At 70.8% G+C, this 14910-nt stretch carries 15 protein-coding genes and 2 pseudogenes; 7 read left to right on the forward strand and 10 right to left on the reverse strand.

Annotation, left to right across the window (positions count from 1 at the left end; translation table 11 throughout):
* Nucleotides 1-39 precede the first annotated feature (39 nt).
* Nucleotides 40-456, forward strand: a complete 417-nt coding sequence (tnpA, locus tag ACIP94_RS18435) for an IS200/IS605 family transposase (RefSeq protein WP_402426269.1) — start codon at nucleotides 40-42, stop codon at nucleotides 454-456.
* 66 nt (nucleotides 457-522) lie between these two features.
* Nucleotides 523-1971 carry an IS66 family transposase gene (gene tnpC, locus ACIP94_RS18440; RefSeq protein ID WP_402426271.1) on the forward strand — a complete coding sequence of 483 codons (1449 nt, stop codon included), beginning with the start codon at nucleotides 523-525 and terminating at the stop codon, nucleotides 1969-1971.
* Between the two features lie 11 nt (nucleotides 1972-1982).
* Here the strand turns inward: tnpC and ACIP94_RS18445 are convergent.
* A pseudogene (locus ACIP94_RS18445) lies at nucleotides 1983-2564 on the reverse strand (lipid II flippase MurJ); the annotation flags it as partial.
* Nucleotides 2565-3076: 512 nt separating this feature from the next.
* Between ACIP94_RS18445 and ACIP94_RS18450 the strand changes: the two are divergent.
* Complete coding sequence (locus ACIP94_RS18450; RefSeq protein WP_402426273.1) at nucleotides 3077-3970, forward strand: hypothetical protein; 894 nt, start codon at nucleotides 3077-3079, stop codon at nucleotides 3968-3970.
* A gap of 156 nt (nucleotides 3971-4126) precedes the next feature.
* Nucleotides 4127-4849, forward strand: a pseudogene (locus ACIP94_RS18455) (class F sortase); the annotation flags it as partial.
* A gap of 464 nt (nucleotides 4850-5313) precedes the next feature.
* Here the strand turns inward: ACIP94_RS18455 and ACIP94_RS18460 are convergent.
* The 6 genes from ACIP94_RS18460 to ACIP94_RS18485 all read right to left on the reverse strand — a co-directional run bounded on the left by ACIP94_RS18460 (nucleotide 5314) and on the right by ACIP94_RS18485 (nucleotide 9375).
* Nucleotides 5314-6054, reverse strand: coding sequence for a hypothetical protein (locus ACIP94_RS18460; RefSeq protein WP_402426275.1), 741 nt, complete (start codon nucleotides 6052-6054; stop codon nucleotides 5314-5316).
* 140 nt (nucleotides 6055-6194) lie between these two features.
* Nucleotides 6195-6407 carry a hypothetical protein gene (locus ACIP94_RS18465; protein WP_402426277.1) on the reverse strand — a complete coding sequence of 71 codons (213 nt, stop codon included), beginning with the start codon at nucleotides 6405-6407 and terminating at the stop codon, nucleotides 6195-6197.
* 182 nt (nucleotides 6408-6589) lie between these two features.
* Complete coding sequence (locus ACIP94_RS18470; protein ID WP_402426279.1) at nucleotides 6590-6712, reverse strand: hypothetical protein; 123 nt, start codon at nucleotides 6710-6712, stop codon at nucleotides 6590-6592.
* A 508-nt stretch (nucleotides 6713-7220) separates the two neighbouring features.
* A complete protein-coding gene (locus ACIP94_RS18475; RefSeq protein WP_402426281.1) occupies nucleotides 7221-8279 on the reverse strand; it encodes an LLM class flavin-dependent oxidoreductase in 1059 nt (352 codons plus the stop codon).
* Nucleotides 8279-8785, reverse strand: a complete 507-nt coding sequence (locus tag ACIP94_RS18480; RefSeq protein WP_402426848.1) for an SRPBCC family protein — start codon at nucleotides 8783-8785, stop codon at nucleotides 8279-8281. Before ACIP94_RS18480 ends, ACIP94_RS18475 begins: the two co-directional genes overlap by 1 nt.
* Before the next feature lie 89 nt (nucleotides 8786-8874).
* On the reverse strand, nucleotides 8875-9375 hold the full coding sequence (locus ACIP94_RS18485) for a winged helix-turn-helix transcriptional regulator (protein ID WP_402426283.1): 501 nt from the start codon (nucleotides 9373-9375) through the stop codon (nucleotides 8875-8877).
* A 38-nt stretch (nucleotides 9376-9413) separates the two neighbouring features.
* Between ACIP94_RS18485 and ACIP94_RS18490 the strand changes: the two genes are divergently transcribed.
* Nucleotides 9414-9797, forward strand: coding sequence for an MFS transporter (locus ACIP94_RS18490; RefSeq protein WP_402426285.1), 384 nt, complete (start codon nucleotides 9414-9416; stop codon nucleotides 9795-9797).
* 28 nt (nucleotides 9798-9825) lie between these two features.
* On the opposite strand, the gene ACIP94_RS18495 is transcribed toward ACIP94_RS18490, so the two are convergent.
* The gene (locus tag ACIP94_RS18495) at nucleotides 9826-10305 is read right to left on the reverse strand and encodes an ATP-binding protein (RefSeq protein ID WP_402426287.1); all 480 of its coding nucleotides are present in this window, start codon (nucleotides 10303-10305) and stop codon (nucleotides 9826-9828) included.
* Between the two features lie 171 nt (nucleotides 10306-10476).
* Here ACIP94_RS18495 and ACIP94_RS18500 point away from each other — a divergent pair, with 171 nt between their 5' ends.
* Nucleotides 10477-10842: an STAS domain-containing protein gene (locus ACIP94_RS18500; RefSeq protein ID WP_402426289.1), complete on the forward strand. Its 366-nt coding sequence runs from the start codon at nucleotides 10477-10479 to the stop codon at nucleotides 10840-10842.
* A 146-nt stretch (nucleotides 10843-10988) separates the two neighbouring features.
* Nucleotides 10989-12032 carry an L-glyceraldehyde 3-phosphate reductase gene (gene mgrA, locus ACIP94_RS18505; protein ID WP_402426291.1) on the forward strand — a complete coding sequence of 348 codons (1044 nt, stop codon included), beginning with the start codon at nucleotides 10989-10991 and terminating at the stop codon, nucleotides 12030-12032.
* A gap of 148 nt (nucleotides 12033-12180) precedes the next feature.
* Here the strand turns inward: mgrA and ACIP94_RS18510 are convergent, their stop codons facing one another.
* Both ACIP94_RS18510 and ACIP94_RS18515 read right to left on the reverse strand, forming a co-directional pair.
* On the reverse strand, nucleotides 12181-12615 hold the full coding sequence (locus ACIP94_RS18510) for a hypothetical protein (protein WP_402426293.1): 435 nt from the start codon (nucleotides 12613-12615) through the stop codon (nucleotides 12181-12183).
* 114 nt (nucleotides 12616-12729) lie between these two features.
* On the reverse strand, nucleotides 12730-14802 hold the full coding sequence (locus ACIP94_RS18515) for a SpoIIE family protein phosphatase (protein WP_402426295.1): 2073 nt from the start codon (nucleotides 14800-14802) through the stop codon (nucleotides 12730-12732).
* Between the last annotated feature and the right edge of the window lie 108 nt (nucleotides 14803-14910).

A 14910-nucleotide genomic window follows, 5' to 3' on the forward strand; every position in this document is an offset into this window, starting at 1 on the left:
AGCGGAGCTGCACACCAAGATCCTACTACAATTGGTCTCATGGATGGTCGGAACGATTATAGACGTGGCAGGCATGTTGTTTCGGCGATGCATGTGCATTTGGTCTTCGTGACGAAGTACCGGCGCGGGGTGTTCAACGACGAGATGCTGACGCGCTGCGAAGAGATCATGCGCAAGGTCTGCGAGGACTTCGAAGCAGAGCTGAAGGAGTTCAACGGCGAACTCGATCACGTCCACCTCCTGGTGCACTACCCGCCCAAGGTCGCCGTCTCGAAGCTGGTCAACAGCCTCAAGGGCGTCTCCGCTCGCCGGATACGGCAGGAGTTCACCGGCCGGACCAACCGCGCCATCATGCACGGGCACCTGTGGTCGCCCTCGTATTTCTCCGCATCGTGCGGCGGAGCACCGTTGGCGATCGTCCGCCAGTACATCGAGCAGCAAAAACGTCCGCTCTAAAGTGCACGTCAGAGCAGCCTTGAGATGCATTCATCCCTGATCGCGGCGGTCCGGTAGGTTGATCTTGTGACCTCGCCCCCGCTGCCGCCCTCGTACGAGGAGTTGGCCGCGCTGGTCGGGCAGTTGAAGCTTCTTGTGTCCGCCCAGGCCGCGACGATCGAGCGGCTCGAAGCCCGGATCGTTGAGCAGGAAGCCGAGATCGCGGAGTTGAAGCGGCGGTTGACCACCGACTCGCACAACTCGCCCAAGCCGCCCTCCGGCGACGGCTTGCGGAAGAAGCCGACGCCGATGTCGCTGCGGAAGGCCACCGGCCGCAAGCCCGGCCGCGCCGAGGGCGACCGGGGCAGCCGGCTGGAGTTGGTCGCCGACCCCGACGTGACAGTCGATCATCATCCGGCCGCCTGCGGCGACTGCGGCGACGATCTTTCCGGGGCCGTGAGCACGGGCTATCGGGCCCGACAGGTCTTCGATCTGCCCGAGATCCGCCCCCAGGTGACCGAACACCGGCTGCAGCAGGCCGTCTGCGACTGTGGGCACACCACCTCGGCGACGGCTCCGCACCAGGTGACGGCCCAGGTCGTGTACAGGGTGGGAGTGCGCGCCGTGATCGCTTACCTGTCGGCCTACCAGCATCTCCCGGCCAAGCGCCTGGCCGAGGCGATGGAGAACCTGTTCGCCCTGCCGATCTCCACCGGCACCGTGCTGTCCGTGCTGGGCCGCGCCCACGAGCACCTGGCCGACTTCGAGGAGCAGGTCAAGGAGCACCTGTCCGCGACTCCCGTCGCACACGCGGACGAGTCCGGGGTCCGGGTGGCGGGCAAGCTGCACTGGCTGCACGTGATGTGCACCCACCTGGTCACCTACTACGGCATCCAGGCCAAACGCGGCCGGGAGGCGATGGACGACCTCGGTGTGCTGCCCGCCTTCACCGGCACCCTGGTCACCGACGCCCTGGCCTCCTACACCATCTACGGCAATGCCCAGGCCCTGTGCGGCGCGCACGTGCTGCGCGAACTGATCGCGGTGACCGAGGACACCCGCCGCGACCCCGCCTGGGCCCAGTCGATGATCGACGTACTCCTGAAGGCCAAGGACGCGGTCGCCCACGCCGTGGCCGGCGGGCATGACGCCCTGCCCGCCGGCGTCCTCGCCGACCTCCAAGGCCGATACCGCCAGGCGACGTTGTGCGGTATCGCCGCCAACCCCTACCCCGGCACCGGGCCCCGCTCCAAGGCCAGAGCCCTGGCCGAACAGCTCAGGGACCGCACCGAGGAGTACCAGCGGTACATGGTCGACTTCACGGTCCCGTTCGACAACAACGCTGCCGAGCGCGACCTCAGAATGATCAAGGTGCAGCAGAAGATCTCCGGATCCTGGCGGACACTGACCGGCGCGAGGCGCTTCGCCCGGATCCGCTCGTACATCTCCACCGTGCGCAAACACGGCATCAACCCCCTCACCGCCCTACGCGACCTCTTCGCCGGACGGCCCTGGATGCTGCCTGCAACCACCTGAAAGCCCTAAACAGTCACCATCATCGCCCCGAACTTCTCACGGGCGTTGAGGACTTGGCCGTAGATGCTGAACACGCCGTAGAAGAAGATCTGCGGCAGCAGGAAGCGGGCGAAGACCACCGTGAGTTGGAACGCCTGGTGACTGTGGGGGGTGTCCCGCATATAGAGGCCGACGATCTGCGGCGCTGCCCACACCACCAGCGCCGCCCCCACGCCCAGCACGGAGACCACCATGGTCACAAGACGCTGCTCGTACGCCCGGCCGCCGTCGGGATGCGTGGCCCGGGCCCGTACCATCTGAGGCACCAGGACGGCATTGAGCGCACCGCCGATCAAGAGGGTGTACAAGCTGGTCGGCACGGTGTTCGCCGTGTTGTAGGTGCCGGCGAACAGGCCCGTGCCCAACGCGGTGGCCTGTAAGACCTGACGGATGAGGCCCGTGGCTCTGGACACGACGGTGCCGAGCGCCATCAGCAGGGATGACCGGGCCAGCCCTCCTCCTGCCGGGTTCATCCGCCGAGCGGCGTGGCGCCGCCCCGCTGCTTCCCGACCCGATGACGCGGCCCCCGTCATGGACTTCGCCCCCTCCATCATGTGCCCAACCTACGCCGTCGTGATCTTCGATCCCGCTTCGGGAGTGTGCCGCCGCCGTCGGGGCGCTCCAATTCCTCTGATTTCGTGGGAGGTTCGACGTCGTGTGCGCCATTTCAGCGGGCTTTGCGCGGAGTTCTCGACTCATGTCGATGACGGTGGGCCGGGGTGCGCCCTGGCCCTCGCCATCCTGTGGGGCCTCGGCGCGACGGTGCGCATCGACTCGGGACCGCCGCCGGTGGCCTGAGACGGTGTCATCGAACGTATGTCTACGTCATGTCCCTGACGGCAGGGGCGCTTGTATGGCCGCATACGGCGATCTGGCTGATCGAGGATGGGGCCGACCGGGTTACTTTTCGTCCTGGAGGCACTCGGAGGGAGTACGGGCTCGCTCCCTTTCCGTGTCCTTCAGGGGTGCGAGGCGGGGGTCGGGTTGAGGGTAATCACGTTGCTGCTGCGATTCCGCTGTGCCGGCGTGGTGCCGGCCTTCGCGGCGGCGGCGAAAGGACGACCTCATGCGAGTGACCCGGACCATGTTCGCCTCCGCGGCAGTTGCCGCGGCCGTCGCGTTTTCCGCTCCCGCCGCGCACGCCACGTCGCCGGCCGGGCTTCGGGTTGCGGACGGCGGTACTTCGTACGGCAGCCATCAGCACGACCCCAGTGGGGACCACCGCGGCGGCAAGCGCCACGACGAGGGCGAGGACGCCCAGGGCGAGGCCCAGGGCGGATCCGAGGCCGACAGCGACGCCCAGGGCCAGGGCGGCGCCGAGGACGGCAACTCCGAGCAGGGCGAGCACGGCGAGCAGGGCGGCCGCCACCACGAGGCAGGCGGCCAGGAAGCCGGCCAGCAGGCAGGCGGGCAGGAAGCCGGCCAGGAGGCCCGGCAGGCGCCCCGCGGCGGCGTCCGCGCCGGCGGCGGGTTCCTCGCCCTGGCCAGGGACCACCACGGTGACAAGCACGGGGGCAAGCACCACGAGGAGGGCGAGGACGCGCAGGAGGACCCGCAGGGCGGACCCCAGGAGGACGCTCAGGGTGGCGGGCCTCAGGAGGACGCGCAGGGCGGGCCCGAGGCTGACAGCGACGCCCAGTCCCAGGGCGGCGGCGAGGACGGCAACTCCGAGCACGGCGAGCACGGCCAGCAGGGCGAGCACGGCTGGCAGGGCGGCCGCCACCACGAGGCAGGCGGCCAGGAAGCCGGCCAGCAGGGAGGCAGGCAGGGAGGCGGGCAGGAAGCCGGCCAGCAGGCCCAGCAGGCGCCTCGCGGCGGCGTCCACGCCGGCGGCGGCGCCCTGGCCCAGACCAGCAGCAGCACCGGCCTGGCGGCAGGATGGATCCTGCTGCTCGGCGGCCTCGGGGCGGGCGCCTACATGCTGCGCCGCCGCAACGCCTCCGGCATCGCGGGAGCGTGACCGGCTGACCCCCACCGGCAGTCGTGCGGTCGCGGTCGCGGGCTGCTGTCGCTTCGGGAAACGGCGACAGCACCCGCGGCCGTCCTGCCGCTTCGGGTGCCGGTGCCCGTGCCGACCGGCGGTCGACCCGCCGGTGCCTGACCGCCGCCCCCGCTGATGAACAGGCGCGCTGCCATGACCCCCTCACCGCCGGCCCCGACGGCCCAGCCCTCCGCCGCACCCGCCCGTACCGCCAACCGCGCCCTGCTGTGGCCGGCCGCGGCCGTCGCGCTGGGCGGCCTGCTCATCCACCACTCGCTGGCGCCCCCCGCCGATCCCAAACCCCCGACCCCGCCCGCGGCCGCTCTCCAGCCGGCGGCCGGTCCGCCGCCCGCGGCCCTCCCTCCGGTCCAGCCCGCTCCCCGCACGACCGTGCCCTCCGTCCTGCAGACGCTGCCCCGGTCGGCACCGAAACGGATCGTCATTCCCCAGATCGGGGTCGACGCCCCCTTCACCGACCTGTCCCTGGACGCCTCGGGACATCTGAAGCCGCCGCCCGCGGACAACCGGAACCTCGCGGGCTGGTTCAAGGACGGTGCCTCACCCGGTGAACGAGGCACGGCGATCGTGGCCGGCCATGTCGACACCACCACCGGTCCCGCCGTCTTCGTCTTCCTGCGCTTCCTCAAACCCGGCAGCACCATCGACATCACCCGCGCCGACGGCACCACGGCCCGCTTCCAGGTCGACTCCGTCGAGACCTTCAGCAAGGCCCACTTCCCCGACGAACGGGTCTACGCCGACGCTCCCACGCCCCAACTGCGCCTCATCACCTGTGGCGGTGCCTACAATCGGGCCGCCCACGAGTACCTGTCCAACACCGTCGTCTTCGCCCACCTGAGCATCCCCGTCCGCCCCCGGAGCACCGCCACACCCAGCGCCTCGACGGCGCCCACCGCACCGACCACGCACGGGGCGCCCACCGCGCCTCCCCCGCACAAGAAGCCCACCGCGCCTCCTCCCCACACGACGCCCACCGCGCCTCCCCCGCACAAGAAGCCCGCCGTCCCGACCGCACCCGCGGTGCCCGCCGTGCCCCTGGCGCCGAAGACGCCCACGCTGCCTGCCGCACCCGCCACCCCTGCCACGTCCCACCCGCGGCCATCGCCGCCCAAGGCGGTCCCAGGACACCCGAGCGGCCCCGCCGTGGGGTCGGTCCGGACGGTGCGTCCCGGCCGCATGGGGTTGACCATGAGCACTTGGAGGCAGACCCGGCCGTGAGGGCTACGGACCCGACCCCGGCAGCCGCGCGTTCGGGGGCCGGCCGGCTCCTCACTCCGGCGGCCGGGGTCCGGCACGGCCGTTCACCCGCCGAAGATGTTCACCGAACGCGCGACCACCAGGGCCAGGATGAGCAAGGAGATCAACGCCTGTACCCCCATCAGCAGCTTCGCCCAGCGGGACAGCGGCATGGTGTCGGTGGGGCTGAAGGCGGTGGCGTTGGTGAAGGAAACATACAGGTAGTCGGCGAACGCCGGCTCCCAGTCCGCCTGCGTCAGTTCCCTGCTCTGCATCTGGGGGAAGAGGAAGTCCGGATAGTCGGCGATGCCCTCGGCACGGGCCACGGGTCCGCCCCGGTCCCACTCCCAGTACCAGAGAGCGAAGACGATGACGTTGGTCAGCCAGATGGCCGCCGCCGCCGTCAGCAGCGTCCTCGCGTCGCTTCCCTCGGAACCGCGCACCAGGCCCCGGATCAGGAGCACCGCGGACCAGCCGTTGGCCACGCTGACGGTGCCGGCCAGCGTCAGCCCGCCGCCGCGCAGCAGTGAGGTCGTCCGTCTCTTCCGCGCCCGGGGGCCCGGGAAGAGCAGGACCAGCAGAAGCAGTTCCAGCGCGGGCAGCAGCCATTCCGGATGGAAGGCCAACCGCTCGGGGAGCAGCAGTTGCAGGGCGACCGCGCCGAGCACCGCCGCGCTGACGGCCCAGCGCGACTCACGGGACGTAGGCCGACGCCAGGCCGGCTCGGCGGGCTTCCTCTGGGCCGCGGTGAGCAGTTGCTCCAACCGCGCAAGTCGCTCGTGCAGAGATCCGACCTCTTCGTTCACACACCCAGTGTGCCGTGGGGCGACGGGAACCCTCAGGAGGCTCCGGTGAACCGGGGCGGGGCGGCGCCTGCGGAGCCGTCGGGCCGGCAAGCACCGCCCTCGTCACCTGCCGTGCGGGAGCGATGAGCGGCGGTGCGGCGTCACTGCGGCAGCGAGCCGGGGGGAAGCGCGGAGTTCGGCCGTAGGTGTGCGGGGGGAGCGAACAGATCCTGCCGGGAAGGGCCGGGTGGCTGCCCCGTTCGCATGACTCCCTCCAGCTCGCGACGTATGCTCTCGGCCGCGTCGCGAACTCGCGCGGGCACGTCACCGCGCTCTGCTACGAGCCGGTGATAGATCGGGGCATCCTGGAACACGTGCAACGGCACCTTCCTCTAGGCGGGTTTTACAACCGTATGGGCGACTGCCGAGTGTACGGGCAGTCACCGGCATCACCGGCCACGCCATGTGCCGCACGGCCGGCCCGTCCTGCGCCCCGGGACTCGGCGTCCCGACGGCCCGGCGGTGCAGGGTCCCGGTGTTCCTCTCCCCCGTCCGGTCACGACAGGTCCAGGCCCATCCTGTGGGCCAGGCCGGTGGCGAGCGAGGAGTCGAGGACCGCCAGCCGGGAGCGGAGTTGGGTGCGGTGGTGGGGGCTCGCCGGGCGTGGGTGTGGTGCCATGGTCCTCGTGGCCGCCCAGCAGGCCCGCCAAGAACGTGGTAGTGCGGACGTTGGGCAGGATCCAGCGTGCCGGTGCGCCGGGCAGGACGCCGGTGGCGGTCCGCCGGTGGGTGAGCAGTGTCTCCACCGGCGAGGTCCACGGTGAGAACGTCCGCGGTGACGCCGCCGGGCTGTTTCCGCGTGATCTCCGCATGGCCGAAGACGATCGCGGAGGGGTCCCCGTGGACTCTCAACGACCGTGCGCTCACGGGGAGGAAGAGACCGCCCGCGGGCTCCTCACCTGCCGGCGGCGCCACCGCCGACTGGGCGCACAGGTCCACCAGGAGGCCCGTTGAGGGGGCGTCACCGCCGCTCTGGTGAGACATCGTCGAGGGCGTGCATGCCGAGGGGCGTGCAGGCCGCGGCCACACTCGCGGCCCGCGAGGCACAGGCGTCACTTGGAGGCGCCGGAGCGGGCCGCGAGCGCGCCGGCCCGCGTGGCCGGCGGACACCGCACACACGGCAGCGGTCAGGGCGCGCTGTCGACCTCCCGTACCAGTTCGATCGCCCGCGCCAGCGTGGTGAGCCGGGCTTCCAGCGTCTCCCCTGCCGGGTAGAGGCGGACGGTGTCCACGCCGGCGTCACGCCATGTCCTCAGCCGCCGCCGCACCATGGACTCGGTACCGATCAGCGTCGTGCCCAGCACCATCTCGTCGGTCACCAGGCCCGTCGCACCGTCCCGGTCGCCGGCCTGCCAGCGTGCGCGGACCTCGGCGGCGACCTCGGCCCAGCCCTGGCGGCTGTAGGCGTTGTTGTAGAAGTTGGTGGACGCCGTACCCATGCCGCCCAGGCTGAAGGCCAGTTCCTTCTTCCGCCGGGCGATCATCTGGCGGAGTGCCTCCTCGTCAGGGGCGAAGGCGACCTCGGCGCCCTGGCAGATGTCGAGATCCGCACGGGTGCGCCCGCTGCGGTCCAGGCCTTCGTCCAGGTGGGCGAAGTAGGCGTCGGCCGCGCCTTCGGGTACGAAGCTGGTCCCCAGCCAGCCGTCGGCGACCTCACCGGTCAGTCGCAGCATGGCCGGCGACAGTGCGGCCAGGTAGATGGGGATCTCGTGTTCCGCCCGCGTCGACAGCCGCATCGGGATGCCGTCGCCGCCGGGCAGCGGAATATGGAACTCCGATCCCCCGTACGAGAGTTTGCCGCCCTCGAGTACTTGCCGGACGATCTCCACGGTCTCGCGCATACGCCTGAGCGGCCGGGCGAACGGGACCCCGTGCAGGCCCTCGATCACCTGCGGACCGGAGGCACCCAGGCCGAGCAGGAACCGCCCGCCGGACAGGTTGGACAGCGTGATCGCGGTCTGCGCCACGGCCGCCGGGGTGCGCGTGCCGAGCTGCATGACACCGGATCCCAGCAGCACGCGGTCGGTGAGCGCGGCGTAGTAGCCGAGTGCGGAGGGCGCGTCCGAGCCCCAAGCCTCCGCCACCCAGCAGATGTCCAGGCCCAGTTTCTCGGCCTCGACGACGAAGTCGGCCGGCTCCGACCACGATGCGCCGCCGGACGCCTCGATCGTTGTGGCAGTGCGCATCAGGCCTCCGCCCTCTCCTTGATCTTCCCCAGAGTGGAGGTGATGGCATCCTCGAACTCACGGAGCCGCACAAATACGATCTTCTGTTCCTTATCCGGCATCCGGTCGATCGCCACCGACAGACCGGAGCGGCCCGGGCCGAGTTGCATCCACTGCGACAACTCGGTCCCACCGTCCTTGGGCCGGAGCCGGAAGCGCCAGACCGCGGACGGATGGGCCGGGTCCTCCACCGCCCAGGCGAGCACCCGCCCCGGCTCGTACTCGACGACATGCGAGGTCGTCTCCCACTCCCCGAACGCCTCGTGCTTGCTGCGGCCGAGGAATCTGGCCCCCACCGCGGGTCCGGTGGCACCGTCGAGCCATTCGACCGACTGGAGTTCATCGCTCATGGCCGGCATCAGCGTGATGTCGCGGACCAGGTCCCACACCCGTTCCGGTGGGGCGTCGATCCAGGTACTCACCTCGAGGGTGGGTTTGTCCGCGTAGCGCGCGCCCGTCCACTCCAAGTCGGTCAACCTCCTCCGCATTAGGGGCTTTGAGCACCAGAGTTGCTTTATGAGACTCACATGTCAAGAGACCACGCGCTCGCGATCACTCAGGCAAGGCCGAACCGTCGCCGCACATCCGGCCGCCGCTTCAGGCGTTCCGGATAGCCGGGCCCCATCCGCATCGAGGTGTCCTCGGCCTCCAGCGGCTTGTGACACGCGGCGCACACCACCTCGGCCTGGGTGTCATGACCGCACACGTCATGGTGGAGCACCACGGGGACGCCCTCCTCCCCCGCCAGCCAGCGGTCGCCCCACCGCGACATCGCGGCGAGCACGGCGAAGAGATCCCGCCCCTTCTCCGTCGGCAGATACTCGTAGCGCCGCGGCTCGCTCTGGTAGAGCCGCTTCTCCATGACCCCCTCGTCCACCAGCCGGTTCAGCCGGTCGGTCAAGGTGTTGCGGGCGATGCCCAACTCCTGCTGGAAGTCGTCGAAGCGACGGATCCCGTAGAAGGCCTCGCGCAGGATCAGGGGCGTCCAGTGGTCACCGAGCAGATCGATGGTCCGCGCGATGGAACAGGGCCAGCCGGAGAATGAGGTCCGTTTCATACATTCACGATAGCCAGTATCGCGAAAAAACCCAGCAGATGAGCACCCAGCTGTCCGGCGGAGCCAAGGCCCATCTCGTGCCGGTGATGCTGGGCTTCGGGCTGTTCAACACCTTTATGAACCTGGGGCCCAACGCCACCACGTTCGCCCTGCCCGCCGAGGTGTTCCCGTCCGAGATGCGCGCGGCAGGACATGGCTTCGCGGCCGGCTGCGGCAAACTGGGCGCGGCCCTCGGCACCTTCCTCTTCCCGGTGATACCGGCAGGCATCGGGGAGGCCGCACTGCTCTACGCGGTGGCGGCGGCCTGTGCCTGCGGATTCCTCATCACCCTCGTCTTCCGCGTCGAGACCCGCGGCCATTCCCTCGACGGACTCTCCGGGGTCCAGGCCAGCATCCTCGCCCCCCGTGTCACCCCACCGTGACCTGCGATCCCGCGCCTGCCGGCCGCCGCTACAGGGGAGGGTGTCCAGCCGGCGGACCGTCCGGGTCGTCCCACAGGGCCATGCGGGCGCTGACGCGTTTGCCGCCCGGTTCCCGCCGCACCTCGAACCGTTGGGCGACGGCCCTCACGATCTCCAGGCCGTGCCGGCCCACTCTCCCCGGATCCGGCGCCTGGGCCACCGGCAGCACCGGGTCGCTGTCCCACACCATCACGTCCACCGCGGCGCCGACGACCCGCAGCTCCAGCAGCACGGGACCGGGAGCGTACTTGCGGGCATTGGTGACCAGCTCACTCACCACGAGCTGGGTGAGGTCCATCGCCCGGACGGACACGGGAATCCCATGTTCCGCCTGGACCCGGGCCAGGAATGCCGCGGTGAGATGCCGCGCCTCGGCGATGCACGCGCCGCCGCCATCCAGCGCGATCGTGGTCCGGATGAGGCCGTCGTCCGGCCTCGTACGGCTCTCGCCCTGCGGAAACACATCCATGCGGACCGCCTCTGCCACCCCGTTCACCCCCGGCGTCTACCCGAAGCCGGGCCGCGCACGCCCCACAGGCCCGAACAGACTTCACGCGGAGAGCATTCCCCGCCGCATCCAGGGCAGCCTTCCGCACGGAAGGACTGGCCGAGAGCGTCACCGACTGCCGGTGGGGGAAGCGTGACAGAGATCGCAGGACCAGCCGGTTCCGCCCGGCTGTCGATCGTCCGTACGACCGTCGAGGGCATCCGCGTCATCACCCTGCGCGGTGAGATCGACCACGACACCGCCGACGGGCTCCGCCGGATTCTGATTCCCGCCGGCGGCTCCGGTCCGCGGCACACCGTGGTGGACCTCGACGCCGTCACCTTCATGGACTCCAGTGGCGTCAACGCCTTCATCGCCGCCCATCACGCGGCCCATCGCGCCTGCGGCTGGCTGCGCCTGGCCAATCTCACCGAGCCCGTGAGGCGGGTGATGCAGATCGTCGGCCTCGACACGGTCATCGAGTGCTATCCCACCCTGCACAAGGCTCTGACCCACTGACCCGGGGTCGCGGAGCGATTCAGAAGCGACTCCGCTGAATCCGATGAAAAGGAGCTATTGGACTTCAGGATCACGCGGAGGCAGTGTGGGCACGTCCCCTGTCTTCCGGCGGGGCACCCCTCACCGAACCATCCGGAGATCACCCGATGAACCACGTCGCGGATCCTGAGCGTTACAACGGCACCATGCGCTACCGCCGCACCGGGCGCTCAGGGCTCGACCTTCCCGTCCTGTCCCTCGGCTACTGGCACAACTTCGGGGACGACAGGCCGTTCGAGACACAACGCGAGATCGCGCTGCGCGCCTTCGACCTCGGCATCACCCACCACGACCTCGCCAACAACTACGGCCCGCCCTACGGCTCCGCGGAGATCAACTTCGGGCGGCTGATGAAGCAGGACCTCGCGCCGTACCGGGACGAACTGGTGATCTCCACCAAGGCCGGCTGGGACATGTGGCCGGGGCCCTACGGCCAGGGCGGCGGCTCCCGGAAGTACCTGCTCTCCTCGCTCGACCAGTCGCTGCGCCGCATGGGGCTGGAGTACGTGGACATCTTCTACTCCCACCGCCTCGACGCCACCACCCCGCTCGAGGAGACGATGGGCGCGCTCGACGCCGCCGTCCGCCAGGGCAAGGCCCTCTATGTCGGCATCTCCTCCTACGACACCCAGCGCACCCGTGAGGCGGTCGCCATCCTCCGGGAGCTGGGCACCCCGCTCCTCATCCACCAGCCGTCCTACAGCATGGTCAACCGCTGGATCGAGACCGAGGGTCTGCTCGACGCCGCCCAGGAGGAGGGTTTCGGGGTCATCGGCTTCACGGCGCTGGCTCAGGGCCTGCTGACCGGCCGCTACCTCGACGGCATCCCCGAGGGCTCGCGTGCCGCGCAGGGCACGTCGTTCGACACCGCCTGGCTGTCGGAGGACATGCTGCACCGGCTGCGCGCCCTCAACGACATCGCGGCACGCCGGGGGCAGACCCTCGCTCAGATGGCCCTTGCCTGGGCCCTGCGGGACGAGCGGGTCACCTCGCTCGTCATCGGCGCCTCCCGTGTCGAACAGCTGGAGCAGAACGTCGCCGCGCTGGAGAACCCCGACTTCAGCAGCGAGGAGCTGGCCGAGATCGACAAGTACGCCACCGAGGGCGGCGTGGACCTGTGGCAGGACGCCCGCCTGGGCAATCTGCGCTGAGACCGGACCGGTGCCGGCCGGGTCGTCGCCGCGCATTCCGTGGCCACGACCCGGCCCTCGGGCCACCGGCCGCCGGGCCGCGGCCGGACGCCTCGCCGGCCTCGACGCGTTCCGAGGCACCGCGCGAGGCCACTCCTGCCGGTGCGTGTCAGATCCGCCCGCCGGTGAGCCGGGTCAGAGGGCCCTGGGGACGGTTCCCCGCGCGGCGGCCCACCGCGTACGACGCGGCGCTCAGCGCGGTCAGACCGGCCCCGACGCCCGCGGCGACGAGCTTTCGGTGGGCGATGACCGTCCAGGCCGTCTTGGCCGTCGCCGCGACCTGGCCCGAGGTCGCGATGATCGCCTGGCGGCCCACTTCCACGCCCTTGGCCGCGGCGTGCACGGCCCCGGACGCCGACTCCGCCGAGCGCTCGGCGCCGGACTTCGCCGCCGACGCCGCGTCACCCGTCGTGGCAGCGGCCTTCTTCGCGGCCCGTGAGGCCGGAGCGGTGGCCTTGTCCGCGGTGCGCCTGGCCTTGGCCGCGGGCGCCCGCCTGCTGTCGGTCTTCTGGCTTGTTCCGCTGTTCGGTTCACTCATGGACATCGCGTTACCGCTCGGGCCGACGGCAAACACCTCCGGGCGCGCGGCGCGTGGCCGACGGCTGTCCGCGGCCGGGTTCCCTCACGGGAGGTGCCCTCGGGGACGTGCGGCGCGGGATCAGGCCCGCGCCCGGGCGATGAGCAGGGCGACGTCGTCCTCGCCGCCCGGCGGGCGGAGGATCGCCAGCAGACGGTCGCAGGTCTCCTCCAAGTCCTCGTACCGGGTGGCGGTGAGGGCGTCGAGGAGGGTGTTCAGGCGGACGTCGATGGGGTCGCTCCGGGTTTCGACCAGACCGTCGGTGTAGAGGACGAGCTGGTCACCGGGACGGAAGACGATGGTGGTGGTGTCGAAGGGGATCCCTCCCACGCCCAGGGGCACGCCGGGGGGCAGGGTGAGCAGTCGCGCCGGGTGGCCGGGGCGCATCAGGACCGGTGGCAGATGGCCGGCGAGGGAGATCTCGCACTGGCCGCGATGAGGATCGTAGACGCAGTAGAGGCAGGTGGTGATGGCCCGTCCCATGCCCTCGCTCAGATGGTCGAGATGGTGGAGGGCCTCGGCGGGTGCCAGGTCGAGTTCGGCGAAGGCGCGTGTGGCGCTGCGGAGTTGACCCATGGTGGCGGCGGCGTTGATCCCGCTGCCCATCACGTCCCCGACGACCAGGGCGGTCTTGTCCCCGTGCAGGGGTATGGCGTCGAACCAGTCTCCGCCGATCTCACTGGCGGCGCCGGCGGGCTGATAGCGCCAGGCGACCTCCAGGCCGGGCCGCCTGGACGGGAGTTCGGGGAGCAGACTGCGCTGGAGGGTGAGGGCCGCGTGGCGCTGGGCCTGGTACCCACGGGCGTTGTCGATGCAGACGGCGGCGCGCGCGGCCAGCTCGGCGGCGAGGAACACGTCGTCCTCGTCGAAGGGGGCCGGGTGGTGGGTGCGCTTGAGGGCGAGCGCGCCGAGGACTTCACCGCGGGCCACGAGGGGGACGGCCAGACAGGAGTGCAGTCCGGCCGCGGCGAGGCGAGCTGCGGCGCGGGGGTGGCGTGCGATGCGCGGCAGGTCCGAGGGGGTGGTGTGCGGCAGCAGAACCGGCCGGCGGGTCTGTACGCAGCGCGTGATCAGGTGGTCGCTCTCATAGGTGACGCCCGGCCCGGGCCGGTCCTCCGGGTGGAAGGCTTCCTCGGGGCGGGCCGCGCCGACGGCGAGGACTTGGAAGCGGGCGGGCCCCGCGGGCGGTGCGGGCCGGCCGGTAAGAGCGCTGTCGAGCACATTCACCGTGGCCACATCGGCGAGGACCGGCACGACGACATCGACGAGCTCGCGCGCCGTGGTCTCCAGGTCGAGGGTGGTGCCCACGGACGCCGAGGCACTCGCGATCAGGGCCAGTCGCTGACGGGCATGGGCCGCCTCCGTGGCCACCCGGTGACGCTCGGTGATGTCAACGACGGAAAAGGCTATGCCCAGCACCCGGCCGCCCGAGTCCTCCAGCCGGAAGTGCGAGACGGACCAGGCGTGCTCATGGTCCGGGTCGGCCGGGGGATGGCACACGATGTGAAGGTCGACCACCGGCTCCCCGGTGTCGAGAACACGAAGGAGGCGTTCCTCGACGTCCGCGAGGTCGAGGAACGCCAGCACCTCGTGGATCGGTCTGCCGAGCTGCGCGGCGGCGGGCAGGCCGACGATGCGCTCCAGAGCCGGGTTCACGGTGAGGAACCGAAGGTGCGTGTCCAGCACGGCCAGCCCGATCGGGGACTGGGACACGAGGCGGGTGGACAGGGCGACGTCCCGCTCGACCCGCGCGACGGTGGCCTGGTCGGCGGCGAGGCCCAGCGCGTAGGTGTCGCCCAGGTCGTCCAGCAGCCGCATATTGCGGAACTCCACCAGGCGCGTGCTGCCGTCCTTGTGCCGGATCGGGAAGGCCCCGGCCCAGTCGGCGCCGGACTCCATGACCGTGCCGAACAGGCGGACCACCTCGTCCCAGTGTTCCTCGTGGACCATCAGCCGCGCCGCGAACCGGCCCAGCGCCTCCGCCGCCGTGTAACCGAACAGTTCCTCAGCGTGAGGGCTCCAGAAGACCACCCGGCCCTTCGAGTCCAGCACCACCGCGGCAACGCTCAGCAGGTCGAGCAGGCCACTGGGCGGCGCGGCGGGGCCCTCCGGCGACGGGCGCCGGCCGGGCCGGAAGGAGTCCGTCGTCCCCATGCACCGATTCCCCTCTTCCAGTGGGTCACGGCCTGTGCCGTGCCTCGGTGGCCGCTCTGCCTCCTTCCATAGTCGTCCCAAACCAACGCGGCACATCTGGAGCAGAAG

It is taken from the genome of Streptomyces sp. NPDC093261, from assembly GCF_044753645.1.
In the GTDB taxonomy this organism is placed as follows: Bacteria; Actinomycetota; Actinomycetes; order Streptomycetales; family Streptomycetaceae; genus Streptomyces.

What these genes read in the sequence shown, in the direction of transcription:
- ACIP94_RS18490 (WP_402426285.1), top strand. Translation starts at nt 9,414, where the DNA reads ATGAGCACCCAGCTGTCCGGCGGAGCCAAGGCCCATCTCGTGCCGGTG.
- mgrA (WP_402426291.1), top strand. Translation starts at nt 10,989, where the DNA reads ATGAACCACGTCGCGGATCCTGAGCGTTACAACGGCACCATGCGCTAC.
- ACIP94_RS18450 (WP_402426273.1), top strand. Translation starts at nt 3,077, where the DNA reads ATGCGAGTGACCCGGACCATGTTCGCCTCCGCGGCAGTTGCCGCGGCC.
- ACIP94_RS18515 (WP_402426295.1), bottom strand. Translation starts at nt 14,802, where the DNA reads ATGGGGACGACGGACTCCTTCCGGCCCGGCCGGCGCCCGTCGCCGGAG.
- tnpA (WP_402426269.1), top strand. Translation starts at nt 40, where the DNA reads ATGGATGGTCGGAACGATTATAGACGTGGCAGGCATGTTGTTTCGGCG.
- ACIP94_RS18510 (WP_402426293.1), bottom strand. Translation starts at nt 12,615, where the DNA reads ATGTCCATGAGTGAACCGAACAGCGGAACAAGCCAGAAGACCGACAGC.
- ACIP94_RS18475 (WP_402426281.1), bottom strand. Translation starts at nt 8,279, where the DNA reads ATGCGCACTGCCACAACGATCGAGGCGTCCGGCGGCGCATCGTGGTCG.
- ACIP94_RS18470 (WP_402426279.1), bottom strand. Translation starts at nt 6,712, where the DNA reads ATGGCACCACACCCACGCCCGGCGAGCCCCCACCACCGCACCCAACTC.
- ACIP94_RS18485 (WP_402426283.1), bottom strand. Translation starts at nt 9,375, where the DNA reads ATGAAACGGACCTCATTCTCCGGCTGGCCCTGTTCCATCGCGCGGACC.
- ACIP94_RS18495 (WP_402426287.1), bottom strand. Translation starts at nt 10,305, where the DNA reads ATGGATGTGTTTCCGCAGGGCGAGAGCCGTACGAGGCCGGACGACGGC.